Source organism: Pseudorhodoferax aquiterrae (genome assembly GCF_014652235.1).
Lineage (GTDB): Bacteria > Pseudomonadota > Gammaproteobacteria > Burkholderiales > Burkholderiaceae_C > Pseudorhodoferax > Pseudorhodoferax aquiterrae.
This window is the reverse complement of the sequence record NZ_BMYK01000003.1, coordinates 289,545-312,234: the sequence shown is the minus strand read 5'-3', so window position 1 is coordinate 312,234 and position 22,690 is coordinate 289,545. Positions and strand designations below refer to the sequence as shown.

The following is a 22,690-nucleotide window of genomic DNA, read 5'->3' as shown; positions in this document are numbered from 1 at the left end:
CATTCCTGGATTCATGGCCATTGGGGGATGGGCTCGTCCTTGAGTTGGCCGCGCAGCGCGGCGTAGTCGGGCACGATGGAGGCCACCGTGTCCCAGAAGCGGGGGCTGTGGTCCATCACGCGCAGATGGCTCAGTTCGTGCACGACCACGTAGTCGATGATGGACAGGCGCAGGTGGATCAGCCGCCAGTTCAGCCGGATCGTGCCGCTGCTGCTCGCGCTGCCCCAGCGCGTGCCGGCGCTGGACAGCGTGAGCCGGGTCCACTGCACGCCCAGCTGCGGCGCATAGTGCTGCAGCCGTTCGGTGAACAGGTGCTTGGCCTGGCGCATGAGCCAGGCCTGCACGGTGTCGCGGATCTGCTCGGGCGCGGCGCTGCCGGGCAGGGCCAGCTGCAACAGGCCGCGTTCGGCGTCCAGCGCGGCACCGCCGCTGCCCGCGAAGCGGTGGCTCGGGTCGAGCACGAGCCGGATGCGCTGGCCCAGGAAGGGCAGTTCGGCGCCGTCCTGCCAGACGATGCGGGCTTGGGACATGCGCTGTTGCCGGTCCTGGGCCTCGCCGAGCTTGCGCAGGATCCAGCCACTCTTGTCGCGCACGGCGTTGTCCACTTCGGCGAGCGGTACCCAGCGCGGCGCGCTGATGACCAGACCGTCGGCCGCGACCACGAAGCCGATGCTGCGCCGCTTGGCCCGCTTGAACAGGTAGTCGACCACGGCCGGGCCGAGCAGGGCCTGGCGGTTGGCCTGTGGATGGGAGAAGCGCACGGCGCTGCCGGCCGGCGCCAGCGGCGCGGCAGGCGCGCTGGGTTCCGGTGGCGGCGGTGGCGCGAAGAAGTCGAGCGCCAGCTGGACCAGGGGCTTCACTTCAAGCCCGGATAGGCCTCGGGGTCGAGCCGGTGCATCTCGGATTCGATCCAGGCCTGCACCTCGCGCATGAGTTCGTCGGCCTGGCGGCCCTCGGTGGGAATCGGCTTGCCAATGGAGATGTCGACGATGCCGGGCCGCTTGACGAAGGCCTTGCGCGGCCAGCACTTGGCCGAGGTCACGGCGATCGGCACCACGGGCGCGCCGCAGGCGATCGCCAGCCGCGTGCCGCCCGACTTGTAGTTGCCGACGCCGCCGCGCGGGATGCGCGTGCCCTCGGGGAACATGATGACCCAGTTGCCCTGCTTGAGCAGGCGGCGGCCCTGCTGCACGACCTTGGCGAAGGCGCGTGCGCCCTGCGAGCGGTCGATGTGGATCATGTCCATGCGGGCCATGGACCAGCCGAAGAACGGGATGTAGAGCAGCTCGCGCTTGAACACATAGGCCAGCGGGTGCGGCATGATGGCCGGCATCACCAGCGTCTCCCAGGTCGACTGGTGCTTGACCAGCAGCACGGCGGCGTCGAGTTCGCCATGCGGCAGGTTCTCGAAGCCCGTGATGCGGTTGCGGATGCCCAGGATCCACTGGCCGCCGCTGACGGCGGTCTTGAGCCAGCCCGCGCAGATCCAGTACATGCGCGTGGGGCTCACGAACAGCGAGGCGATGATCGCGAAGGTGGCCCAGGGCACGATGGTGACCACCATCCAGAGCAGGTGCAGCACCGAGCGCACGAAGGCCAGCAGCCAGGCGCCGGCAGACAAACCGTTTCTCATGGTGCAGGGGCCGGGCGTTGCAGCAGTTCGCGCGCGGTCAGGAATTCGGCGAAGGCCGCCAGGTCCTGGTGCACGATGGTGTGGGCGGGGAAGTCGTTGGGCAGCGGCGGTGCCGCGCCCTGGTCGCGCCAGGCGGCGGCCTTGCCGGTCAGCACCAGGTGCGGTTCGCAGCCGGCCGCGACGCCGGCCTGCAGGTCGCGCGCGCTGTCGCCGGCCGTGGGCACGTCCTGGAGGTCCACGCCCAGGCGCTCGCCGATCTGCTGGAACAGGCCGGGCTGCGGCTTGCGGCAGGCGCAGTGGTCATCGGGTGTGTGGGGGCAGTAGAACACCGCATCGATGCGGCCGCCCAGTGCCGCGAGGGCCTTGTGCATCTTGGCGTGGATGGCGTTGAGCGAGACCACGTCGAACAGGCCGCGGCCCAGGCCCGACTGGTTGGTGGCGATCACCACATGCCAGCCGGCGTGGTTGAGCTTGGCGATGGCCTCCAGCGCGCCGGGCAAGGGCTCCCATTCCTCGGGCGACTTGATGAACTCGTCGCTGTCGACGTTGATCGTGCCGTCGCGGTCCAGGATGACCAGTTTCATGGCGGAATTAGGCAAGTCCCGACAGGTCGGCAACCCGGTTCATGGCCACATGCAGGGACTTGAGCAGTCCCTGGCGGTTCAGCCGCAGGTCCGCCTGCTCGGCGTTGACCATCACGCCGTCGAAGAAGGCGTCCACCGGTGCACGCAGTGCGGCCAGGGTCTGCAGCGAGGCGGTGTAGTCGCCGGCTTCGAACTGCGCGTCGGCCGCCGGCGCGATGCGCTGCAGCGCGGCGTACAGCTCCTTCTCGGCGGGCTCTTGCAGCAGCACTTCGCTGACATGGGCATCGACATCGCCGGCCTTCTTGAGGATGTTGGACACGCGCTTGTTGGCGGCGGCCAGCGCGGCGGCCTCGGGCAGGGCGGCGAAGGCGCGCACGGCCGCCAGGCGCTTGGGCACTTCGCCCAGGCGGGCCGGGCGCAGGGCCAGCACGGCATCAACTTCCTGGGCGCTGTAACCCTGCTCGCGCAGGCTGCCGGCCAGCCGTTCGTCGAGGAAATTCAGCAGCGCCTCGGTCGGATCCTGGATCTTGTCGCCGAAGGCCGGCACGACCGCGCGCACCAGCGCCTCGGGTGCCAGCGGCAGGTTCTTCTCGGACAACATGCGCAGCACGCCCAGCGCATGGCGGCGCAGCGCGAAGGGGTCGCGGTCGCCCGTGGGCAGGTTGCCGATGCCGAACATGCCGACCAGGGTTTCCAGCTTGTCGGCCAGCGCGACCACCAGGCCCACGTCGTTGCGCGGCAGCGCGTCGCCTGAGAAGCGCGGCTTGTAGTGGTCCTCGATGGCGTCGGCCACGGCCTCGGGCAGGCCGTCGTTGAGCGCGTAGTAGCGGCCCATGGTGCCCTGCAGTTCCGGGAACTCGCCGACCATGTCGGTCACGAGATCGCTCTTGGCCAGCTGCGCGGCCTGGTCGGCCTGGGCTGCGAGTTCGGCACCGCCCAGTTGCCGGGCGATGGCGGCCGCGATGGCCCGCACGCGCGCGATGCGCTCGCCCTGGCTGCCCAGCTTGTTGTGGTAGACGACCTTGTCCAGGCCGGGCACGCGCGCGGCCAGGGTTTTCTTGCGGTCCTGGTCGTAGAAGAACTTGGCGTCGGCCAGGCGCGGGCGCACCACGCGCTCGTTGCCGCCGGTCACGGCGCTGGCGTCATCGGGGCGGATGTTGCTGACCACCAGGAAGCGGTTGGTCAGCTTGCCGGCCGCATCCAGCAGCGGGAAGTACTTCTGGTTGGCCTTCATCGTGAGGATCAGGCACTCCTGCGGCACGCCCAGGAACTGCTCCTCGAAGGCGCAGACCAGCACGTTGGGGCGTTCCACCAGGGCGGTGACCTCATCGAGCAGGGCCTCGTCCTCGATGGGTCGGGCGCCGCCACCGACCTCGGCTGCCGCGGCGGCCAGCTGGCGCGCGATCTCGGCGCGGCGCGCGTCGAAGCCGGCGATCACGGCACCGTCTTGGGCCAGTGTCTCGGCATAGCGGTCGGCATGGGCGATCACCACGGGCGACTTGGCCGCCTCGAAGCGGTGGCCCTGCGTGCTGTTGCCGGCCTTCAGGCCCAGGGCGGTGACGGGCACGACCTCGCTGCCGTGCAGCGCCACCAGGCCATGGGCCGGGCGCACGAAGCTCACGCTGGTCCAGCCCGGCAGCTCGCAGCCTTCTTCCAGCTGGTAGCTCATGACCTTGGGGATCGGCAGCTTGGCGATGGCTTCGAGCAAGGCCTTTTGCAGGCCGTCGGCCAAGGCGCTGCCTGCCTGCACGCTGTCGAAGAACAGGGCTTCGGCCTTGCCGTCGGGCGCGCGCCTGAGCTGCGGCACGGCGCAGGCATCGGCGCCCAGCGCGGCCAGGCGCTTGAGCAGCGCGGGCGTGGGCTGGCCGTCGGCCGTGAGGCCGACCGAAACCGGCATCAGCTTGGTCGATTGCGGCTTGTCGGCCGCGCGGGCCAGCACGCCCGTGATGTGCGCGGCCAGGCGGCGCGGCGAGGCGAACGCGGTCAGCTGCGCATCGGCGCTGGCCAGGCCCTGGGCGCGCAGTTGCTCCAGCAACTGGCCCGCAAAAGCGTCGCCGAGCTTGCGCAAGGCCTTGGGCGGAAGTTCTTCGACGAACAGTTCAACGAGAAGGTTCTGGGCAGTCATAGGTTCTCAGGCCGCCTTCTTCGGGGGGATCTGCGCGACCCATTCGCGCGGTGCCATGGGGAAGCCCAGGCGCTCGCGGCTGTCGACGTAGCTCTGCGCCACGGCGCGGGCCAGGTTGCGGATGCGGCCGATGTAGGCGGCGCGTTCGGTCACGCTGATGGCGCCGCGCGCGTCTAGCAGGTTGAAGCTGTGCGCAGCCTTGAGCACCTGCTCGTAGGCCGGCAGCGCGAGCTGCTGCTCCATGAGGTGCTTGGCCTGCTTCTCGTGCGCGTTGAAGGCGGTGAACAGGAAGTCGGCGTCGGAGTGCTCGAAGTTGTAGGTGGACTGCTCCACCTCGTTCTGCTTGTAGACGTCGCCGTAGCTGAGGCCTTCCGTCCACTGCAGGTTGTAGACGTTGTCCACGCCCTGCAGGTACATGGCCAGGCGCTCCAGGCCGTAGGTGATCTCGCCCGTGATGGGCTTGCAGTCGATGCCGCCGACCTGCTGGAAGTAGGTGAACTGCGTCACCTCCATGCCGTTGAGCCAGACCTCCCAGCCCAGGCCCCAGGCGCCCAGCGTGGGGTTCTCCCAGTCGTCCTCGACGAAGCGGATGTCGTTCTTCTTGAGGTCGAAGCCCAGCGCCTCGAGCGAGCCCAGGTACAGCTCCAGGATGTTGCTGGGCGCCGGCTTGAGCACCACCTGGTACTGGTAGTAGTGCTGCAGGCGGTTCGGGTTCTCGCCGTAGCGGCCGTCCTTGGGGCGGCGGCTGGGCTGCACGTAGGCGGCCTTCCACGGCTCGGGGCCCAGGGCGCGCAGGAAGGTGGCGGTGTGCGAGGTGCCGGCGCCCACCTCCATGTCGTAGGGTTGCAGCAGCGCACAGCCTTGCTCGGCCCAGTACGCCTGCAGCTTGAGGATGATTTGTTGGAATGACAGCATCGATGCGGAGCCGGGCGAGGGCCGGCCAGGAAGTCGAAGGCGGCGCGCCCCGGGGACGCGCAAACGGCAGATTCTACGGGTGACGTCTGCGCCGGAGCAGGGCCAGCGCCACGGCGGCCAGCGCCAGCCCCCACAGCGGGGCCAGGCCGAAGCGCCCGGCCCACCAGGCGAACGGCGTGATGTCGGTGCGGCCGTAGACCTCGCCGGTCAGCACGCCCTGCGTGAGGCGCGGCAGCGCGTGCGTGACCTTGCCCTGTGCATCGACGATGGCGGTGGCGCCGGTGTTGGTGGCACGCAGCATGGGCCGGCGGAACTCCAGCGCGCGCATGCGCGAGATGGACAGGTGCTGGTCGATCGCGATGCTGTCGCCGAACCAGGCGATGTTGCTCATGTTCACGAAGACGGTGGGCGCCTTGGCCGGGTCGACGAAGCGCGCCGCGAGTTCCTCGCCGAACAAATCCTCATAGCAGATGTTGGGCGCCAGCCGCTGCGCGCCCAGTGCCATCGAGGCCTGGCCCACGTCGCCGCGGCGGAAGTCGCCGAGCGGGATGTGCATCATCTCGGTGAACCAGCGGAACAGCGGCGGGATGAACTCGCCGAAAGGCACCAGGTGGTGCTTGGCGTATTCGTAGTGGGCCGTGCGGCCGGGCGTGAAGCCGACGGCCGCGTTGATGTAGCCGCTGCGCATGTCGCCCATGGGCATGCCGATCAGCGCGCTCTGGCCGCCGGACGCGAAGCGCGCCTGCAGCGCCTGCCAGTAGCCGATCGGCAACTGCTCGGGCAGCAGCGGCAGCGCGGTCTCGGGCGCCACCACCAGCGGCGCCGAGGCCAGGTTGAGTTGCTGGCCATACCACTGCAGCGATTGCTCGATGCCGACCCCGGGCTCGAACTTCACGTCCTGCGGGATGTTGCCTTGCAACAGGCTCACGCGCAGCGGCTGGGCGATGACGGCGCTCTCGGCGGCGGGCTGGATGCGGCCCAGCGCAACGGACAGCGCGACGACGGCCGCCAGCGCCAGCGCGGCCGGCAGGCGACCTTGCGCGGAGGCGGCGACCGAAGCCAGCAGCGCCGCCGACAGCGCGGCGATGGCCGTGATGCCGTAGACGCCGACCCAGGGCGCGAAGGCGGCCAGCGGGCCGTCCACGTGCGCATAGCCCGCCGCGCCCCAGGGGAAGCCCGTGAACAGCAGGCCGCGGGCGAGCTCGGCCAGCGTCCAGAGCGCGGCCCACAGCAGCGCGCGGCCCAGCGGGTTCTGCAGCTCGCAGTGGCGTGCGATGCCGGCGGCCAGCGCGTAGTAGAGCGCCAGCAGGGCCGCCAGGGCGCCGACCGAGAGCACCGCGAGCACAGCCGGGAGCCCGCCGTAGACATGCAGCGAGATGAACAGCCACCAGAAGGTGCCCGCCAACCAGGCCAGCGCGAACAGGAAGCCGCGCAGCGCTGCGGCGCGCGCACTGGGCGCGCTGTCGACCAGGCGCACCAGCACCTCGAGCGCGAACAGCTGCAGCCACCATTGCGGCTGGCCGTCCCAGGGCGAGGCGATGGACAAGGCATGGGCCCCGCCGGCCAGCAGCGCACCCGCCATGGCCACCCAGGCGCCTGGCAGGGCGCGCACGTTCATGCGGTGGTGTCGCCGGTGTCGGTCGCGGGGAACACCTTGAACCAGCGCACCGCGCCGCCCTTGGTGTGCAACACCAGAAAGCGCAGGCCGGCCAGGTCGTGGCTCTCGCCGCGGCGCGGCACATGGCCGACCTCGTGCGCGATGAGGCCGCCGATGGTGTCGAAGCGGTCATCCTCCGGGCCGGTCTGCAGCGTGACGGCGAAGGCCTCCTCGACACGCTCGACCGGCGTGTCGCCGCTGACGCGGTAGGTGCGGTCCGCGAGGCCGAAGATGTCGCCGTGGTCTTCCACGATGTCGAACTCGTCCTCGATCTCGCCGACGATCTGCTCGAGCACGTCCTCGATGGTGATGAGCCCGGCCACGCGGCCGAACTCGTCGATGACCACGGCCAGGTGGTTGCGGTTGCCGCGGAATTCGCGCAGCAGGTCGTTCAGGCCTTTGCTCTCGGGCACGAACACGGCCGGGCGCAGCAGTGCGCGCAGGTTCAGTTCGGGCGCGCGCTGCAGCTTGAGCAGGTCCTTGGCCAGCAGGATGCCGATGATGTTCTCGCGCTCGCCCTCGTAGACGGGAAAGCGCGAGTGCGCCGTGTTGATGACCTGGTGCAGCAGTTCTTCGTAAGGGGCGTCGATGTCCAGGCAGTCCATGCGCGTGGCCGCCACCATCACGTCGCCGGCCGTCTGGTCGGCCATGCGGATCACGCCTTCGAGCATCACGCGGGCGTCCGGCCCGATGATGTCGTTCTGTTCCGCGTCGTTGAGTGTTTCGATCAGTTCCGCCCGCGAATCCGGGCCGGGATGGATGAATTCGGCCAGGCGTTGCAGGAAGCTGCGCTTGTCTTCGCGCTCGGGGCTACCGGGCGCGGAGCGCCCAGGATAGGGGTCTGACACTGACGGGGGTGCACGGCGTGCGGCTGTGGGGGAACCGCAAGGATAGCGGATCGCTGCCCGGGCACCCAGCCGGGGGGCGGCCGGCAGCGTTCAACGGCCGGACTTTCCGCGTGCGCCCTGCACGCCCTGGCGTACTTCCTGCAGGCCTTCCAGGAAGCGGCGGAACTGCTGGGCCTGCGCCTTGAGGTGGTAATCCGTCAGGCCCAGGTGCTGATGCATGAGTTCGGTCACGCGCGAGTCCAGCGTGGCGGCGGGCAGGCGCAGGAAGGCCTCGGTCTCCGAGCCATCGCGCTCCACCGTGGCGCCGGCGTTGCGCGCGATCTTGAGCATGGCGGTGTTCTCGCTGAGGGCGTGGATGAACAGGCTTTGCACGCCCTCGTTGCGCGCATGCATGACGGCCCGCTCGAACAGGCGTGCGCCGTAGCCGCGTCCGCGCACATGCTCGGAGACCGACACGCCGAACTCGGCGCAGGAGGTCAGCGAGGGATCGATGGAGAAGGCCAGGTGCGCCATGGCGATCAGTTCGAGCCGGCGGTTGTAGATGCCGAAGATCTCGTCGCGGTCGAAGTCCAGACTGTGGACATAGCGGCGCACGTGCTCGTCGGCCGCCGCATAGCCGAAGCGCAGGTAGCGGTCGTGCGGATTCAACGCCATCAGGTGGCGGGAAATGCGTTCGCGGTGCTCCGGGCCCAGGGAGCGGATCGGCACGATGACCGGAGCGCTGCGGCGTTTTTCGGCCCCGTCGCGCCCATGGGCGCGCGAAATGCCGTCGGCCGCGGACGGTGCTGGGGATCGGGTGTTATGCTGCATTGCAGCAATATACGACCAATGCGCGCTTGTCGCAGGCAGTTCTGCACGGATTTCGGCCCCGCCTGCGGGGCGATTGGTATCGCGCAACAAACGAAACAAAGCGCGGCGCAGGCTGCAATCTGGCTGTAACCAGCCGTTTGGATACTGCGTCGGTGAAGTTGGTCCGCAGCAGGAGTACCCCGTGCCTTTGACCCCTCTTGGAAATGTTTCCGGCGATCGCTCGGCTTTTGGGCAGCGTACCGGACGCCAGGGCTGGCTGCGCTGGCTTTGGTCCCGCCGGGAAGGTCGCCTGGACGAGATCCGGCGCCTGATGCTGGCCCAGCTCGCGACCATCGCCGATTCGGAGCAACGGGCCGGCCTGGCCGTCCGGATCAAATCGGCCGCCGATCCGGAGGCACTGTGGGCGCTGCGTGGCGACTGGATGGCGGCACTCGCGGACCATGAGGGACTACTGCTGGCGCGCCAGCGCATGAGCGACGTCAGCTTCATGTTCGCCGGCCTGCTGGACCGGGAGGAGCACGCGCGCACCGGCCTGGAAGTGCTGCGCACCGACGTGCCGCGCGGCCTGGTCCGCCACGCGGCGCAGATGCGCGCCGACCATTGAGCCACGCTACAGCGGCAGCGCGGTGGTGGCTTTGACGCGGTCCAGCACGAAACTGGTCTTGCAGTCCTGCACGCTGGGGTGCTTGAGCAGCGTGCCCATTACGAAGCTGCGGTAGTGCGCCATGTCGCGCACCACCACGCGCAGCAAATAGTCCATGTCGCCCGTCAGGGCCTCGCATTCCACGACCTCGGGCCAGGTCACGACGCTGGCGCGGAACAGGTCCATGGGGTTGCGCTTGTGCGTCTCGGCCAGCTTTTCCAGCCGCACGTTGAGGTAGGCCGTGAGCGCCAGGCCCACGGACTCGGGCTTGACGAGCGCCACGTAGCGGTCGATCACGCCAGTGTCTTCCAGCCGCTTGACACGCCGCAGCACGGCGCTGGCCGACAGGCCCACCTGCTCGGCGATCTGCTCGTAGGTGGCGCGCCCGTCGGTCTGCAGCGCGTTCAGGATCTGGCGATCCAGCTTGTCCAGCGTTTCCAAGGCCGCTCCTGCTCAGAAGGAAATGGGGTGCGATTCTGCCGCTGGATTCAGGCGCTGCGGACGGCTTGCAGGCTGTCGTGCACCACGCGTTCGTGGAATGCCAAGGCCACATGCGCCTGGCCCGGCAGGAAGCGGTTGTCGGCACCGGCCCGCGCGGCCGTGGACACCGGGAACACCACGTTGTCGCAGTTGGAGTACCAGCAGGTGAAGGGCACGGGCGCGGCATGGGCCTCGTCGCGCGCCAGTTGGGCCAGCCAGTGGCTGTCGCGCTCCATCTGGCGGGCGTTCTCGCCGTGGCCCAGTTGGGCCATCCAGGTGCCGCTGTGCGGGCTCGCGATCGTGACCACATGCGCCACGCGGGCTGCCGCACCGGGCGTGCGCAGCCAGGCGCGGGCCGCCAGGCCGCCCATGCTGTGGCACACCAGCACCGGCGGCTGGCCGGTCGCTGCGATGAGCCTGGCGACCGCGGCATCGATGGTCGGCACATAGGCATCGATCGAGCCGGTCACCGGTTCCAGGCTCACGGCGACGTGGGGCAGGCCCCATGCCCGGGCGCGCCGCATCCAGGGTGCCCAGAAGCCGCGGTTGCAGAACAGGCCGTGCACGAACACCACGCCGCGCTGCCGTGTGCCGGCCGGCAGGTGGTCGGGCTCGGCATGTTCGCGGAAGGGCTGGCGCCAGAAGAACACCTGCATGCCGCTGCGCAGCTCGGCCCACCAGGCCCCCAGCAGCTGCGCCGGCGTGGGCCGGGGTGCGGGGTCCTCGTGCTGGCGCGCCAGCAGCGCGAACTCGCAGGCCAGCAGAGCGCCGTAGCCGAGCACCGGCAAGGCCAGGCCCGCCAAGGCCAGCAACGGCGACGACGACCAGAAACCGAGCAGCCAGGCCAGGGCCAATGAGGTGAGAAGCAGGCAAAGCAGTCGTTGCAGGCGTGCGAGCATGGGCGCGGGGCGGTGGAGCGGCCTGCATTGTCGTCCTAGGGCAAGCCCCGCTGGCGATGGCGCGGGTGCTGAGCACAATGCCGCCGCACAAGGAGACGCAGATGGCAAAGCCCTGGTTGGACAGCTACCCCCCGAACGTGCCGCACGACGTGGATGTCGCGCGCTACCGCTCGCTTGCCCAGTTGCTGGAAGAGTCGTTCAAGAAGAACGCGGCGCAGCCGTTCTCGGTCTGCATGGATTGCTGGATGAGCTACCGCGAACTCGACGAGGCGTCCGCGGCCGTGGGCGCCTGGTTGCAAGGCATGGGGCTGGAGGAGGGCGCGCGCGTGGCCATCATGCTGCCCAACATTCCGCAGTTCGCGGTGACCATGGCCGGTGTGCTGCGCGCGGGCTACACCTGCGTGAACGTCAACCCGCTCTACACGGCGCGCGAGCTGGCGCACCAGCTCAAGGACTCCGGCGCCAGCGCCATCGTGATCCTGGAAAACTTCGCACACACGCTGGAGAGCGTGATCGCCGAGACGCCGCTGCGGCACGTGGTCGTGGCCTCGATGGGAGACATGCTGGGCACCTTCTACGGCCCGTGGATCACGTTTGCCGTGCGCCACCTCGCCAAGATGGTGCCGGAGTTCAAGCTGCCCTTGGAGGGGGGGCGCAGTGTGACGCCTTTCCGCACCGTGCTGGTGGAGGGCGGGCGGCGCAGCCTGCGTCCGGGCCAGGCCACGCTGGAGAGCATCGCCTTCCTGCAATACACGGGTGGGACGACCGGCCTGTCCAAGGGCGCAGTGCTCACGCATGCCAATGTGATCGCGGGCGTGCTCCAGTCCGAGGCCTGGTTCTCACCAGCGCTTGCGCGCGTGGGCGATCTGCGCAAGGTCAACAGCATCGCGGCGCTGCCGCTGTACCACATCTTCGCGCTGACGCTGTGCCTGCTGGTCGTCCGGCTCGGCGCGCACCTCACGCTGATCCCGAACCCGCGTGACATCGGCAAGTTCGTCGAGGTGCTCAAGGCGCGGCCCTTCCATCTGCTGCCGGGGGTGAACACCCTGTTCAACGCCCTGCTGCAGCATCCGCAGTTCAAACACCTGGACTTCTCGCAGCTGTGCGTCACGCAGGCCGGCGGCATGGCCGCATCCGAAGGCACGGCGCGGCAGTGGTTCGAGGTGACGGGCTGCCCCATGATCGAAGGCTGGGGCATGAGCGAGACGGTGGCGATCGGCACCAACAACCCGGTGACGGCGACATCCTTCAGCGGCACCATCGGCCTGCCGTTGCCCGGCATCGAGGTCGCCATCAAGGACGACGACGGCTTGTCGCTGGCGCAGGGCGAGGCCGGCGAGATCTGCATCAAGGGGCCGAACGTGATGCGCGGCTACTACCAGCGGGCCGAGGAAACCGCGGCGGCCTTCACGTCCGATGGCTACATGCGCACCGGCGACATCGGCACCATGGACGAGCGCGGCTACTTCCGCATCGTCGACCGCAAGAAGGACATGATCCTCGTCAGCGGCTTCAACGTCTTCCCGAACGAACTGGAGAACGTGATCTCGTTGTGTCCCGGCGTGGTCGAGTGCGCGGCCATCGGCATTCCGGACGAGAAGCAGGGCGAGGCCATCAAGGTCTTCGTGGTGCGCAGCGACCCCGCGCTGTCGGAAGAGGATGTCGCGCGCCATTGCCAGGACAACCTGACCGGCTACAAGCGCCCCAAGCACATCGAGTTCCGCGACGAGCTGCCCAAGAGCAACGTAGGCAAGATCCTGCGCCGCGAACTGCGTCGCGAAAGGGCCTGAAGGATGCGCCAGTGCTCGCTATAGTCGTCGGCGTTTTTTGCTGTTCGACAACATCGGAGAGACCATGGAGTACGAGACCATCACCTTGCGTGTGGAAGCCGGCAAAGTCGGCGTCGTCACGCTGAACCGCCCCAAGCAGCTCAATGCGCTGAACGACCAGCTCATGAACGAGCTCGGCGACGCGCTCAAGAAGCTGGACCGGGACGACAGCATCGGCTGCATCGTGCTGACGGGCAGCGAGAAGGCGTTTGCCGCTGGTGCCGACATCGGCGCCATGGCCAAGTACAGCTTCGCCGACGTCTACAAGGGCGACTACATCACGCGCAACTGGGAGCAGATCCGCAGCGTGCGCAAGCCCGTCATTGCGGCCGTCAGCGGCTTCGCGCTGGGCGGCGGCTGTGAGCTGGCGATGATGTGCGACTTCATCATCGCGGCCGACAACGCCAAGTTCGGCCAGCCCGAGATCAAGTTGGGTGTGATCCCCGGTGCGGGCGGCACGCAGCGTCTGCCGCGCGCGGTCGGCAAGGCCAAGGCCATGGACATGGCATTGACGGGACGCATGATGGACGCGACCGAAGCTGAGCGCTCCGGCCTGGTCAGCCGCGTCGTGCCGCTGGACAAGCTGATGGAGGAAGCACTGGGCGCTGCGCTGTCGATCTGCGAGTTCTCGCAGATCGCCGTGATGGCCGCCAAGGAGTCCGTCAACCGTGCTTTCGAAAGCGGCTTGTCCGACGGCGTCATGTTCGAACGCCGGCTGTTCCACGGCCTGTTCGCCACGGCCGATCAGAAGGAAGGCATGGACGCCTTCATGAACAAGCGCAAGGCCGGCTTCACCAACACTTGAAGGCGGCGCGAAATCCACGCTATAATTAGCGGCTCGGCGCTTTAGCTCAGTCGGTTAGAGCGATGGAATCATAATCCACAGGTCCGCGGTTCGAATCCGTGAAGCGCCACCAACATCCGAAAGCCTTCGAAATCAATGGTTTCGAAGGCTTTTTTATTTTCCGGAGTGTGGTGTGGGCTGCGCACTTCACCGGTTTCCGCACTGCGTTTGTTGCAGTGCAGGTTGAGCGGGTGAGGAGGCCTTCCAGCTACCGCCCGTGCCACTGACGGCGCTGCATCCGGGCGTGCAGTGGGTGGAAGAGCCTGTTGCCGTCGCCGACAGCGGCCGTTGCGGCGTTCTCGTTGATTGGCACGGTTCCAGCGGCCGCGAGGGTGGCGCCCACGGTTTCTTTCGCGGAGGCTTCAGGACGCCTGGCGGAACTCAGCGTTTTCCTGGCGCTCCTTGCTGATTTGCTCCAGCCGGAGGCCGGCCGCCAATGCCCCGCGGGCAAGACATGCAATGCAAGCGATGGCGATGAGTGCGGTGAGCGTCATGGAAGCGTCTCAATCGTTGAGATCTGAAACTAATTGATACCAGCGATCTTCCGCGCCATCGATGGATTGATGAACGGGTGCAAACCCTGGTGTGGCGTCTCTTGGCCACTACTGGCCGTTCAAGCCACAGGCACACTCAACGATTTCTTCTGTTGGCGATCAAAACCATTGCGATGATCGCCGCGACCACCGCCCAGCCGTCGTCGGCAAACCAACTGGCAGTCAGCAGCGGCGGTTCCTGAGCGGATGGTTGAACGTCGGAACGGGGCCCGAAGGCCACGACGGCAGAGACGGACACTACCGAGACGAGAGCGATCAGGGCGCGCTTCATTGGCATGTTTTGATGATGCGCACTGCGCAGGTGGCGAGCGTCGGCTGCCTGCAATGCGCTGGGAAGTTGGCCGGCACGGGGCGCGGAGGTGCGGCATGATGCAGGAACTCATGCAAACCGTTGGCGACTTTCCGCACGGTTTCATTGGCAGCGCCGTGCCCCCTGACTTGTCGCGTTCACATCCGGCCAACGCGACCCGTGGGACTGCGTCTCTCAGGACGCTGGTTTTGCGCTATCGGCGGGACGCGTCAGCAAAATTCAAAGCCTCTCCGGTCTTCGAACCGGGGAGGCTTTTTGTTGGCGCGAGACCACGACCACCGCGCCTGATCGACTCTGCCGGCTGCAACGCTCGGCGACGTTGTTTCGACGTCAGGCCGGTGCTGTGTGGCGCACGGGGTGCGCGTCCCGGACTTCAACCCAGTGGCTTCCCGTGCCGTGCACCTCCAGTGCTTCGGCCAGTCGGTTCTTCAGCAGCCACCGGTTCATCAGCGAGCCTTCCATCCACTCGCAGACGAAACGTTGGCCTTGGTCGTTCTGCGCGATTTCGCGCGTGCTTGCAATGCGAATTTGTTTCATCGCGCGAGCGTAACCATGAGACGGTATTTCCAATGTGACATGCCGCACATGTTTTGCATGTCGCATGCGCACCGCGGCCATGCGCGGCGCGCCGGTGGATCATGTCTTGCCGTTGCGCTTGGCAATCACAGCCATCACGGCGATCGCCGCCGCCACTTCCCACATGCCGCTGTGGTCGCCACTGAACGTGGACGTCGCCCACGAAACCGCTGCGCCGGGCAGGGCTTGAACGGAGGGAAGGTCGGGGTATGCGCCCAATGCGAACGCCGCTGACACAGCAAGCAGCGATGCAATGGCAATCAAGAGACGCTTCATCAACTGAATGGGAGTCATCATGAACTCCAAGCAAGCACTGTGCCGCCTTTAAGATTCAAGCACTTGCGAGAGTACCTAGGGTATTCCCGGGCTCCCTGTAACGTGGGTCGTCATCGGCCATGTCCTACAAGACTGGACACATGGATGGTCGCGATGCGGCCTTGATTTGGTGTCGTTGGTGGTGCTGTTGCTGGGCTTGAGATGGGAGGCCCCAAGCGCTACATGAGGGGAATCGTGGCTTTTCTGGTCAGAGGTCGGCGTCCAGGCGAATTGCCCCCGTGCGTGACGCGAATTGGACGTTCTGTCGGTCCTTTTTACAAGCTGGGCCGCCGCGCGATCGGCGCGGCAAGTTCCGTGTTGATTTCATTGCAGTCATCCGCATGGCGCGAATGTTGCGTCGAGATGCGTTGGCCTCGGGCTGTGCAACGCCGAGGTGCACCTGACGCGTGGACAGCACGCCTGCGGACCTGATGACCAACCGGATTCTTCAAGCATGAGCGACCAGACCAGGAGCGACAGTTCCAAGCCCGCACCGCCTGCATCGGCGGCCGTCGAGCCCAGAACCCATGTGAACAGCGCAATGACCGTTCCATATGTGCCGAGCAAATCGGTGCCGGTCCGCGCCGGCGCCGAAGACCACAAACGGCATGCCACCAAGGGGCTGCCAACCTGAGCCGGGTTGCGGCCGCCATCTTTCCAAGCCCTGCGTGAGCGGGGCTTTTTTGCGTGCGAGGACACGGGCCGGGGCCACGGGGCATGCGCACCATGCAAAACGCCAGTCGTGGCAAAACACAGACTGGCGTTGCAGCGGGACTTCAAGAATTTGGTCGTGGACTCTTACGCGGTCCACGTTTACGGCACTTTCGCATGCAGGACCACTCTGCGTTTTTCGTCGTGAGCGATCTTGTCGACGTGCCGCCGTGAGATTCGGCGTTGCCTGGCCAGGCGATTTCACTGGTTGCAGAACCAGTGAGCCCCCGATTGTAGCTCAGTCGGGCTTCGCGCCGGACGCCTTGACCACCTTGGCCCACTTGGCGGTCTCGCTCTGCATGAGCGACATCAGGGCTTCGGGGGTGCCGGGGTTCGGCTCCAGGCCCAGCGTGGCGAGCTTCTCCCTCACATCGGGCAGCGCCAGCACACGCGCGACTTCCTGGTTGATGCGCAACTGAACCTCGCGCGGCATCCCGGCCGGCCCGAGCAGCGCGAACCAGGAGGTGGCCTCGAATCCGGGCAGGCCGGCCTCGGCGATGGTCGGGATGTCCGGCGCGGCAGGGGAGCGCTGCGCGCTGGTCACCCCCAGGGCCTTGAGTTCGCCGGACTTCACGAGCGGCAGCGCCGACGGCATGTTGTCGAAAATCATCGCGATGCGTCCGCCCAGCAGGTCCGGGATCGCCTGAGCGCGCCCTTTGTACGGCACATGCTGCATCTTCACGCCGGCCAGCGTGTTGAACAGCTCCCCCGACAGGTGGATCGAGGTACCGCTGCCCGACGAGCCGAAGGCCAGTGGCTCGCGCTTGGCCAGCGCCACCAGCTCCTGCACGTTGTTGGCTGGCACGGCCTTGTTGACCACCAGCAGGTTGGGCGTACTGGCCAGGAAGCTGATCGGCGTGAAGTCCTTGAGGTTGTTGTACGGCATCTTGTCGTACAGCGCGGCGTTGATCGCGTGCGTCCCCACCGTACCCAGCACCAGGGTGGCCCCGTCGGCCGGGCTCTTGGCCACTGTGTCGGCACCGATGTTGCCGCCGGCGCCCGGCTTGTTGTCCACCGTCACGGGCTGGCCCAGCGCGCTCCACTTGTCGGCCAGGAGGCGCGCCAACGTGTCCGGCGCCCCCCCCGGCGGGAAGGTGACGACGATGCGGACCGGCTTGCTCGGCCAGGCCGCCGGCTGCGCCTTGGCGGGCAGGCTGCTGGCCACGAGGGCGAGCAGGGCGGTGGACAGCAGCAGTCGGCGGGGGGCAGTCTGCATGGTGGCGGGTCTCCTTGTCGTGTGGGCGAGGCCGCCAGCGTAAGCAAGCTGCGCCGAGCGCGTGAGCGGGTTTTACCGGCCCACGGCGGCCGCTGGCGCGCGGCAAGGGAGCCGGTCTCAGGCATATCCCTTGCTTCCCGACGTGTGCCGCCTGCCTACACTGCAAACCCCATCCGCTTGCCGAGGAAGCCCATGTCTGCCTTGTCCCGCCTGAGCGCTATCGCGCTGTGCTGCGCCAGCCTGTCCGCCGTCCATGCCGACACCTTGAAGAAGGTGGCCGACAGCAACAAGATCACCGTGGCCTACCGCGAATCGTCGGTACCGTTCAGCTACCTGGCGGGTTCGACCAAGGCCGTGGGATTCGCCGTCGACCTGACCGACGCCGTCGTCGAGGCCGTCAAGAAGAAGCTCAACAAGCCCAACCTGGAGGTTGGCGCCATGGCCGTGACCTCGCAGAACCGCATCCCCTTGCTCACCAACGGCACCATCGACCTGGAATGCGGCTCGACCACCAACAACACCGCGCGCGGCAAGGACGTGGCCTTCGCCATCAACCACTTCTACACCGGCACGCGCCTGCTCGTGAAGAAGAGTTCGGGCATCAAAAACTACGCCGACCTCGCCGGCAAGACCGTGGCCACGACGACCGGCACGACCAATGCGCAGGTCATCCGCAAGTACAACCAGGACAACAACATCGGCATGACGGTGGTGCTGGGCAAGGACCATGACGATTCGCTACTGCTGGTCGAGAGCGACCGTGCCGTCGCCTTCGCGATGGACGACATCCTGTTGTTCGGCCTGCGCGCGAACTCCAAGATGTCCGAGCAGCTCGAGGTGGTCGGCGATTCGCTGCAGGTCGAGCCCTATGCCTGCATGGTGCGCAAGGACGACCCGGCCTTCAAGGCGCTGGTCGACGGCGTGTTCGCCGATGCCATGAAGTCGGGCGAGTTCGAGCGCCTGTACAACAAGTGGTTCATGTCGCCGATCCCGCCGCGCGGCATCAACCTCGGCCTGCCGATGAGCCAGCAGCTGCGCGACAATCTGAAGGCCCTGAGCGACAAGCCCGCCATGTAGGTCCGCGCAGTGCGGCGCAGGCCGGGCCCTGAATTCCTTGATGCCTTCCTGCCGCCCTCTTCTTTGCGTTGTCGCCGTGTTGCTAGCCCTGCCGGCAACCGCCCAGACGGTGGCCAGCTTCCACATGGTGCAGCGCATCGACGAGATGCTGGTCGGCGTGGACGCCATCGCGCTCGACGTGGTCGACCGCGACCATGTCGCCGGCACCTACTTCCTCGTGCACGCCCTGCGGCCATCGCCCCTGGTCGGCTATGCCAACTACGTGGTGGACTGCCGCACGCCGCAGCGCATCGCCATCCTCAACTCCGTCATGCCCTCGGGCCGGCTCGAGCCCGAGCAGCCCTTCGTGCAGCCGCCGCGCCGCAGCGGCCGCACCGACCTCACCAACCTGGTGTTCGAGCCCGTGCACACCATGGACGGCACCGCCATGGTGGCCCAGTTCAGCTGCGAGGCCAGCGGCGCGCCGGGCCGTGCCGCACAGATCGCGGCCGAACTGGCGGCGCGCGGCAGCCCGCCCGACAGCCGCAGCCTGTACTGCCGCATGAAGCCCGATGCCGGGCGGGCGGAACGCCGCGTGGAGGTGCGCTACAGCGTGGCCGAGAACGCCGTGGCCGTGAACGGGCAGTGGCTCAGTTCGGGTTTCGTGGCGGGCGACGAGGTCGTGTTCGGCACCGGTGCGCAATGGCGCGTGGACACCCGCAAGCGCCAGGCCCGCTTGCTGCGCGACAACGGCCGCCAGCTGTTCAAGGGCGATTGCGACGACCGGCCCTGAGTGTGTTCAGCCCAGCAGGGCCTGCGCGAATTCGCGCGCGTCGAAGGTCTCCAGGTCTTCCAGCTTCTCGCCCACGCCGATGAAGTAGACCGGCACCGGCCGCTCCTGCGCGATGGCGGCCAGCACGCCGCCCTTGGCCGTGCCGTCCAGCTTGGTCACGATGAGACCCGTCAGGCCGATCGCGTCGTCGAAGGCCTTGACCTGCATCAGCGCGTTCTGGCCGGTGTTGCCATCGATGACCAGCAGCACCTCGTGCGGCACGCCGGTGCCGGCCGTGTCGGCCTTGACCAGCGTGCGGCGAATCTTCTTGAGCTCCTCCATCAGATGGAGCTGGGTCGGCAGGCGGCCGGCGGTATCGACCAGCACCACGTCCTTGCCGCGCGCGCGGCCGGCGTTCACCGCATCGAAGGCCACGGCCGCGGGGTCGCCGCCCTGCTGGCTGATGATCTCCACATAGTTGCGATCGGCCCAGACGGCCAATTGCTCGCGCGCTGCGGCGCGGAAGGTGTCGGCCGCGGCCAGCAGCACCGAGGCCTTGTGCGCGGCCAGGTGCCGGGTCAGCTTGCCGATGGAGGTGGTCTTGCCCGCCCCGTTGACGCCGGCCACCATCACCACGGTGGGCTTGTGCTCGCCGATGACCAGCGGCTTCTGCAGCGGACGCAGCAGGTCGGCGATGGCATCGATCAGCAGTTCGCGCACGGCGGCCGGTTCGGTGGCCCGGGCCTCCTTCACGCGGCGGCGCAGGTCGTCCAGCAGCACCGTCGTGGCCTTCACGCCGGTGTCGGCCATCAGCAGGGCCTCCTCGAGCTCCTCGTACAAGGCCTCGTCGATGCGGGTGCCCGTGAAGACCGTGGTGATGCTGCTGCCGGTCTTGCGCAGGCCCAGCTTGAGCCGGTCCACCCAGCCCGCGCGGGCCACGGGTTCGGCGGCGGCCTCGGCCGGCGGCGGCTCCGGCGCAGCCTCGGGCTTGGCCGCGAAGGGATTGCGCAACCAGCTGCGACCGGCGGGCTCCACCGGCTCGGGCGCCGCCGGCGCAGGGGGCGCTTCAACGGCTGCTGGCTCCGCCGCGGGCGGTTTTTTCTTGAAGAAACTGAACATTTGGGGCGTTCTTAGAATCGGATGATTCTATGAAACGCATTCTTTCTGCGTGCACCATGGCCTTCGCGCTGGCCTGGGCGGCACCCGGTCTGCAAGCCCAGACCGCACCCCCCGCGCCTGCCGTGGCGGCAGCCACCGCCCAGCAATTCCAGTTGGCCAACGGCATGACGCTCATCGTCAAGCAGGACCGGCGTGCGCCCACAGCCGTGCACATGGTCTGGCTGCGCGTGGGCAGCATGGACGAGGTGGACGGCACCAGTGGCGTCGCCCACGCCGTCGAGCACATGATGTTCAAGGGCACGGAGCAACTCAAGCCCGGGGAATTCTCGCGCCGCGTGGCGGCCATCGGCGGCTCCGAGAACGCCTTCACCTCCTACGACTACACCGGCTACTACCAGCAGATCCCGGCCGGCCGGCTCGAAGAGGTGATGCGGCTAGAGGCCGACCGCTTTGCCCACAACCGCTGGGCCGACGAGGAATTCACGCGCGAGCTGGCCGTCATCAAGGAAGAGCGGCGCATGCGCACCGACGATGCGCCGCGCGCCCGGCTGTACGAGGCGCTCTACGCCATGACCTACCAGGCTGCGCCCTACCGCCGGCCCATCATCGGCTGGATGGGCGACCTGGACAGCCTCACGGCGGACGATGTGCGCCAGTTCTACCGCCAGTGGTACGTGCCGGCCAATGCCGCCGTGGTCATCGTGGGCGACGTGGACGTGGCCCAGGTGCGGGCCCAGGCCGAACGCATCTACGGCGCCATCCCCGCTGCCGCCGTGCCGGGCCGCAAGCCGCGCGAGGAGCCCGCGCAGCGCGGCATCCGCCGGCTGGAACTCAAGGCACCGGCCGAGCAGTCCTACCTGGCCATGGCCTTCAAGGTGCCCAAGCTCACGACCCTGGAGGCCAGCGACGACGCGCTGGCTCTGACCGTGCTGTCGGCCGTGCTCGATGGCTACCCCGGTGCCCGGCTGGAGCGCGCGCTGACCCAGGGCCCCGACCGCCTGGCCGACAGCGCCGGCGCCAGCAACGGCCTCATGGGCCGCGGCCCGCAGCTGTTCGTGCTGGACGGCGTGCCGGCGCCCGGCAAGACCACCGAGCAACTGGAGGCGGCGCTGCGCGAGCAGGTGGCGCGCGTGGCGCGCGAAGGAGTCAGCGCGGCGGAGCTCGCCCGTGTGAAGACGCAATGGGTGGCCGGCCAGGTCTACAAGCGCGATTCGCTGTTCAACCAGGCGCGCGAACTCGGCAGCCAGTGGGCCACCGGCTTTGCGCCCGACCTGTCCGACCGGCTGATCGAGCGGCTGAGGCAGGTCACGGCCGAGCAGGTGCAGGCGGTGGCGGCGCGCTACTTCGGCGACGACCAGCTCAATGTGGCCGTGCTGCGGCCGCAGCCCGTCGATCCGGCCGCCCGCAAGAAGGCGCCTGCCGGTGCCCGCCAGGACCCCACCACCGAGCCGAGCCGATGAACAAGCTGATGTCCCTTGCGCGGCTGCCCCTGGCCGCAACCCTGCTCGTGGCGGCTGGCTGGGCCAGCGCCGCGATTCCGCTGCAGCGCTGGATCCAGGCCAATGGCGCCGAGGTCTACCTCGTGGAAAGCCCGGGCATTCCCATGGTCGACGTGCAGCTCGACTTCGATGCCGGCTCGCGCCGCGACCCGCCCGCCCAGGCGGGCCTGGCCGATGCCACGGCCGGGCAGGCCAACAAGGGCATCGCTGCACAAGGCCAGGAGCCGGCGCTGGACGAGAACGCGCTCGGAGAGGCCTGGGCCGACCTCGGCGCCTCGTTCGGCGCCAATGCCAGCCGCGACCGCATGAGTTTCTCGCTGCGCACGCTGACCTATCCGGACCTGCTGCCCAAGGCCGTGGCGCTGGCGGCGCGCCAGCTGGGCGCGCCGGCCTTCGACGCCGCCGTGTGGCAGCGCGACCGCGAGCGCATCGGCGCAGCACTGCGCGAGTCCTACACGCGCCCCGGCCCCGTGGCGGGCCGCGCCTTCCAGCAACTGGTCTACGGCGGCCACCCCTATGGCCGCGAGACCACGGAGCAGACCCTGGCCGCCATCTCGGTCGACCACCTGCGCGCCTTCTATGCCCAAAGCATCCTGCCCTGCCGCGCCAAGGTCAGCGTGGTGGGTGCCGTGACCCGCGCGCAGGCCGACCAGCTGGTGCAGGCCCTGCTGTCCCGCTTGCCGCACACGGCCTGTGCACCGCTGCCTGCGGTGGGCGAGGTGCCGGCCCTGGCCAAGGCCGAGGAGCGCCGCATTCCGTTCGCGTCCAACCAGGCCCAGGTGCTGATCGGCCAGCCCGGCATCCAGCGCGACGACCCCGATTTCTTCGCCGTGCTCGTGGGCAACCACATCCTGGGTGCCGGCGGCTTCACCTCGCGCCTCACCCACGAGGTGCGCGAGAAGCGCGGCCTGACCTACGGCGTGTCCAGCGACTTCTCCCCGGGTCGCCATGCGGGCGCTTTCACGGTGGGCCTGCAGACCCGTGCCGACCAGGCCGATGCGGCCATCGCCGTGGCACGCGAGACGCTGGCGCGCTTCGTCGCCGAAGGACCGACCGAGGCAGAGCTCAAGGCCGCCAAGGACAACCTGGTCGGCGGCTTCGCGCTGCGGCTGGACAGCAACCGCAAGCTGCTCGGCAACGTGGCCAACATCGCCTGGAACGGCCTGCCGCTGGACTACCTGGACACCTGGACGCAGCGGGTGGAGGCCGTCACGGTGGCGCAGATCCGCGCCGCGTTCGCGCGCATGCTGCAGCCCGAGCGCATGGTGACGGTGGTGGTCGGCGGCGCCTGATCG

The 22,690-nt window shown here is 68.2% G+C and carries 24 protein-coding genes and 1 tRNA gene; 9 read left to right on the top strand and 16 right to left on the bottom strand.

Features of this window, described 5'->3' with window-relative positions:
• Positions 1-11 precede the first annotated feature (11 nt).
• From IE209_RS06790 to IE209_RS06755, 8 genes are all read right to left on the bottom strand, one after another.
• On the bottom strand, positions 12-860 hold the full coding sequence (locus tag IE209_RS06790; protein WP_189686198.1) for a M48 family metallopeptidase: 849 nt from the start codon (positions 858-860) through the stop codon (positions 12-14).
• Entirely contained in the window at positions 857-1,600 is a 744-nt protein-coding gene (locus IE209_RS06785) for a lysophospholipid acyltransferase family protein (RefSeq protein WP_189686415.1), read from the bottom strand. Before IE209_RS06785 ends, IE209_RS06790 begins: the two co-directional genes overlap by 4 nt.
• 29 nt (positions 1,601-1,629) lie before the next feature.
• On the bottom strand, positions 1,630-2,217 hold the full coding sequence (gene gmhB, locus IE209_RS06780; RefSeq protein ID WP_189686197.1) for a D-glycero-beta-D-manno-heptose 1,7-bisphosphate 7-phosphatase: 588 nt from the start codon (positions 2,215-2,217) through the stop codon (positions 1,630-1,632).
• Between the two features lie 7 nt (positions 2,218-2,224).
• The gene (glyS, locus tag IE209_RS06775) at positions 2,225-4,342 is read right to left on the bottom strand and encodes a glycine--tRNA ligase subunit beta (RefSeq protein WP_189686196.1); all 2,118 of its coding nucleotides are present in this window, start codon (positions 4,340-4,342) and stop codon (positions 2,225-2,227) included.
• 6 nt (positions 4,343-4,348) lie between these two features.
• Positions 4,349-5,257: a glycine--tRNA ligase subunit alpha gene (gene glyQ / locus IE209_RS06770; RefSeq protein ID WP_189686195.1), complete on the bottom strand. Its 909-nt coding sequence runs from the start codon at positions 5,255-5,257 to the stop codon at positions 4,349-4,351.
• A gap of 73 nt (positions 5,258-5,330) precedes the next feature.
• Entirely contained in the window at positions 5,331-6,875 is a 1,545-nt protein-coding gene (gene lnt / locus IE209_RS06765; RefSeq protein ID WP_189686194.1) for an apolipoprotein N-acyltransferase, read from the bottom strand.
• Positions 6,872-7,762, bottom strand: coding sequence for a CorC family transporter (locus IE209_RS06760; protein WP_189686193.1), 891 nt, complete (start codon positions 7,760-7,762; stop codon positions 6,872-6,874). Before IE209_RS06760 ends, lnt begins: the two co-directional genes overlap by 4 nt.
• A gap of 90 nt (positions 7,763-7,852) precedes the next feature.
• Positions 7,853-8,572 (bottom strand): GNAT family N-acetyltransferase, encoded by a 720-nt coding sequence (locus tag IE209_RS06755; protein ID WP_189686192.1) that lies wholly within the window; start codon positions 8,570-8,572, stop codon positions 7,853-7,855.
• A gap of 181 nt (positions 8,573-8,753) precedes the next feature.
• Here IE209_RS06755 and IE209_RS06750 point away from each other — a divergent pair, with 181 nt between their 5' ends.
• The gene (locus IE209_RS06750; protein WP_189686191.1) at positions 8,754-9,176 is read left to right on the top strand and encodes a hypothetical protein; all 423 of its coding nucleotides are present in this window, start codon (positions 8,754-8,756) and stop codon (positions 9,174-9,176) included.
• A 6-nt stretch (positions 9,177-9,182) separates the two neighbouring features.
• Here the strand turns inward: IE209_RS06750 and IE209_RS06745 are convergent, their stop codons facing one another.
• A complete protein-coding gene (locus IE209_RS06745) occupies positions 9,183-9,656 on the bottom strand; it encodes an Lrp/AsnC family transcriptional regulator (protein ID WP_189686190.1) in 474 nt (157 codons plus the stop codon).
• 47 nt (positions 9,657-9,703) lie between these two features.
• Entirely contained in the window at positions 9,704-10,594 is an 891-nt protein-coding gene (locus IE209_RS06740) for an esterase/lipase family protein (protein ID WP_189686189.1), read from the bottom strand.
• A gap of 101 nt (positions 10,595-10,695) precedes the next feature.
• Here IE209_RS06740 and IE209_RS06735 point away from each other — a divergent pair, with 101 nt between their 5' ends.
• The 3 genes from IE209_RS06735 to IE209_RS06725 all read left to right on the top strand — a co-directional run bounded on the left by IE209_RS06735 (position 10,696) and on the right by IE209_RS06725 (position 13,340).
• Complete coding sequence (locus IE209_RS06735) at positions 10,696-12,384, top strand: AMP-binding protein (RefSeq protein ID WP_189686188.1); 1,689 nt, start codon at positions 10,696-10,698, stop codon at positions 12,382-12,384.
• A gap of 64 nt (positions 12,385-12,448) precedes the next feature.
• Complete coding sequence (locus tag IE209_RS06730; RefSeq protein ID WP_189686187.1) at positions 12,449-13,228, top strand: enoyl-CoA hydratase; 780 nt, start codon at positions 12,449-12,451, stop codon at positions 13,226-13,228.
• A gap of 35 nt (positions 13,229-13,263) precedes the next feature.
• Positions 13,264-13,340, top strand: a tRNA-Met gene (locus IE209_RS06725).
• 289 nt (positions 13,341-13,629) lie between these two features.
• Here IE209_RS06725 and IE209_RS34160 read toward each other — a convergent pair.
• The 4 genes from IE209_RS34160 to IE209_RS06710 all read right to left on the bottom strand — a co-directional run bounded on the left by IE209_RS34160 (position 13,630) and on the right by IE209_RS06710 (position 15,001).
• Complete coding sequence (locus IE209_RS34160) at positions 13,630-13,761, bottom strand: hypothetical protein (protein ID WP_268245947.1); 132 nt, start codon at positions 13,759-13,761, stop codon at positions 13,630-13,632.
• Between the two features lie 136 nt (positions 13,762-13,897).
• Positions 13,898-14,092 carry a hypothetical protein gene (locus tag IE209_RS06720; protein WP_189686186.1) on the bottom strand — a complete coding sequence of 65 codons (195 nt, stop codon included), beginning with the start codon at positions 14,090-14,092 and terminating at the stop codon, positions 13,898-13,900.
• 369 nt (positions 14,093-14,461) lie between these two features.
• Complete coding sequence (locus IE209_RS06715) at positions 14,462-14,668, bottom strand: hypothetical protein (protein ID WP_189686185.1); 207 nt, start codon at positions 14,666-14,668, stop codon at positions 14,462-14,464.
• Between the two features lie 99 nt (positions 14,669-14,767).
• Entirely contained in the window at positions 14,768-15,001 is a 234-nt protein-coding gene (locus tag IE209_RS06710) for a hypothetical protein (RefSeq protein WP_189686184.1), read from the bottom strand.
• A gap of 475 nt (positions 15,002-15,476) precedes the next feature.
• Here IE209_RS06710 and IE209_RS06705 point away from each other — a divergent pair, with 475 nt between their 5' ends.
• Positions 15,477-15,656, top strand: coding sequence for a hypothetical protein (locus IE209_RS06705; RefSeq protein ID WP_189686183.1), 180 nt, complete (start codon positions 15,477-15,479; stop codon positions 15,654-15,656).
• Positions 15,657-15,971: 315 nt separating this feature from the next.
• Here IE209_RS06705 and IE209_RS06700 read toward each other — a convergent pair whose 3' ends face one another.
• A complete protein-coding gene (locus IE209_RS06700; RefSeq protein WP_189686182.1) occupies positions 15,972-16,949 on the bottom strand; it encodes a Bug family tripartite tricarboxylate transporter substrate binding protein in 978 nt (325 codons plus the stop codon).
• Positions 16,950-17,141: 192 nt separating this feature from the next.
• Here IE209_RS06700 and IE209_RS06695 point away from each other — a divergent pair, with 192 nt between their 5' ends.
• Both IE209_RS06695 and IE209_RS06690 read left to right on the top strand, forming a co-directional pair.
• On the top strand, positions 17,142-18,026 hold the full coding sequence (locus IE209_RS06695) for a transporter substrate-binding domain-containing protein (RefSeq protein ID WP_189686181.1): 885 nt from the start codon (positions 17,142-17,144) through the stop codon (positions 18,024-18,026).
• 109 nt (positions 18,027-18,135) lie between these two features.
• Positions 18,136-18,798 (top strand): hypothetical protein, encoded by a 663-nt coding sequence (locus IE209_RS06690; protein ID WP_189686180.1) that lies wholly within the window; start codon positions 18,136-18,138, stop codon positions 18,796-18,798.
• 6 nt (positions 18,799-18,804) lie between these two features.
• On the opposite strand, the gene ftsY is transcribed toward IE209_RS06690, so the two are convergent.
• On the bottom strand, positions 18,805-19,896 hold the full coding sequence (ftsY, locus tag IE209_RS06685) for a signal recognition particle-docking protein FtsY (protein WP_189686179.1): 1,092 nt from the start codon (positions 19,894-19,896) through the stop codon (positions 18,805-18,807).
• Positions 19,897-19,925: 29 nt separating this feature from the next.
• On the opposite strand from ftsY, the gene IE209_RS06680 reads away from it, so the two are divergent.
• Both IE209_RS06680 and IE209_RS06675 read left to right on the top strand, forming a co-directional pair.
• On the top strand, positions 19,926-21,356 hold the full coding sequence (locus tag IE209_RS06680; RefSeq protein ID WP_373305294.1) for a M16 family metallopeptidase: 1,431 nt from the start codon (positions 19,926-19,928) through the stop codon (positions 21,354-21,356).
• A complete protein-coding gene (locus IE209_RS06675; RefSeq protein WP_189686178.1) occupies positions 21,353-22,687 on the top strand; it encodes a M16 family metallopeptidase in 1,335 nt (444 codons plus the stop codon). Before IE209_RS06680 ends, IE209_RS06675 begins: the two co-directional genes overlap by 4 nt.
• Positions 22,688-22,690 lie beyond the last annotated feature (3 nt).

Excerpts from the sequence above, each read along its gene's own strand:
- IE209_RS06710 (WP_189686184.1), bottom strand. The coding sequence starts at position 15,001 with ATGACTCCCATTCAGTTGATGAAGCGTCTCTTGATTGCCATTGCATCG.
- IE209_RS06695 (WP_189686181.1), top strand. The coding sequence starts at position 17,142 with ATGTCTGCCTTGTCCCGCCTGAGCGCTATCGCGCTGTGCTGCGCCAGC.
- IE209_RS06705 (WP_189686183.1), top strand. The coding sequence starts at position 15,477 with ATGAGCGACCAGACCAGGAGCGACAGTTCCAAGCCCGCACCGCCTGCA.
- IE209_RS06720 (WP_189686186.1), bottom strand. The coding sequence starts at position 14,092 with ATGAAGCGCGCCCTGATCGCTCTCGTCTCGGTAGTGTCCGTCTCTGCC.
- IE209_RS06680 (WP_373305294.1), top strand. The coding sequence starts at position 19,926 with ATGAAACGCATTCTTTCTGCGTGCACCATGGCCTTCGCGCTGGCCTGG.
- IE209_RS06700 (WP_189686182.1), bottom strand. The coding sequence starts at position 16,949 with ATGCAGACTGCCCCCCGCCGACTGCTGCTGTCCACCGCCCTGCTCGCC.
- IE209_RS06740 (WP_189686189.1), bottom strand. The coding sequence starts at position 10,594 with ATGCTCGCACGCCTGCAACGACTGCTTTGCCTGCTTCTCACCTCATTG.
- IE209_RS34160 (WP_268245947.1), bottom strand. The coding sequence starts at position 13,761 with ATGACGCTCACCGCACTCATCGCCATCGCTTGCATTGCATGTCTTGCC.
- glyS (WP_189686196.1), bottom strand. The coding sequence starts at position 4,342 with ATGACTGCCCAGAACCTTCTCGTTGAACTGTTCGTCGAAGAACTTCCG.
- IE209_RS06730 (WP_189686187.1), top strand. The coding sequence starts at position 12,449 with ATGGAGTACGAGACCATCACCTTGCGTGTGGAAGCCGGCAAAGTCGGC.
- ftsY (WP_189686179.1), bottom strand. The coding sequence starts at position 19,896 with ATGTTCAGTTTCTTCAAGAAAAAACCGCCCGCGGCGGAGCCAGCAGCC.
- IE209_RS06755 (WP_189686192.1), bottom strand. The coding sequence starts at position 8,572 with ATGCAGCATAACACCCGATCCCCAGCACCGTCCGCGGCCGACGGCATT.
- IE209_RS06715 (WP_189686185.1), bottom strand. The coding sequence starts at position 14,668 with ATGAAACAAATTCGCATTGCAAGCACGCGCGAAATCGCGCAGAACGAC.
- gmhB (WP_189686197.1), bottom strand. The coding sequence starts at position 2,217 with ATGAAACTGGTCATCCTGGACCGCGACGGCACGATCAACGTCGACAGC.
- IE209_RS06675 (WP_189686178.1), top strand. The coding sequence starts at position 21,353 with ATGAACAAGCTGATGTCCCTTGCGCGGCTGCCCCTGGCCGCAACCCTG.
- IE209_RS06735 (WP_189686188.1), top strand. The coding sequence starts at position 10,696 with ATGGCAAAGCCCTGGTTGGACAGCTACCCCCCGAACGTGCCGCACGAC.
- lnt (WP_189686194.1), bottom strand. The coding sequence starts at position 6,875 with ATGAACGTGCGCGCCCTGCCAGGCGCCTGGGTGGCCATGGCGGGTGCG.
- glyQ (WP_189686195.1), bottom strand. The coding sequence starts at position 5,257 with ATGCTGTCATTCCAACAAATCATCCTCAAGCTGCAGGCGTACTGGGCC.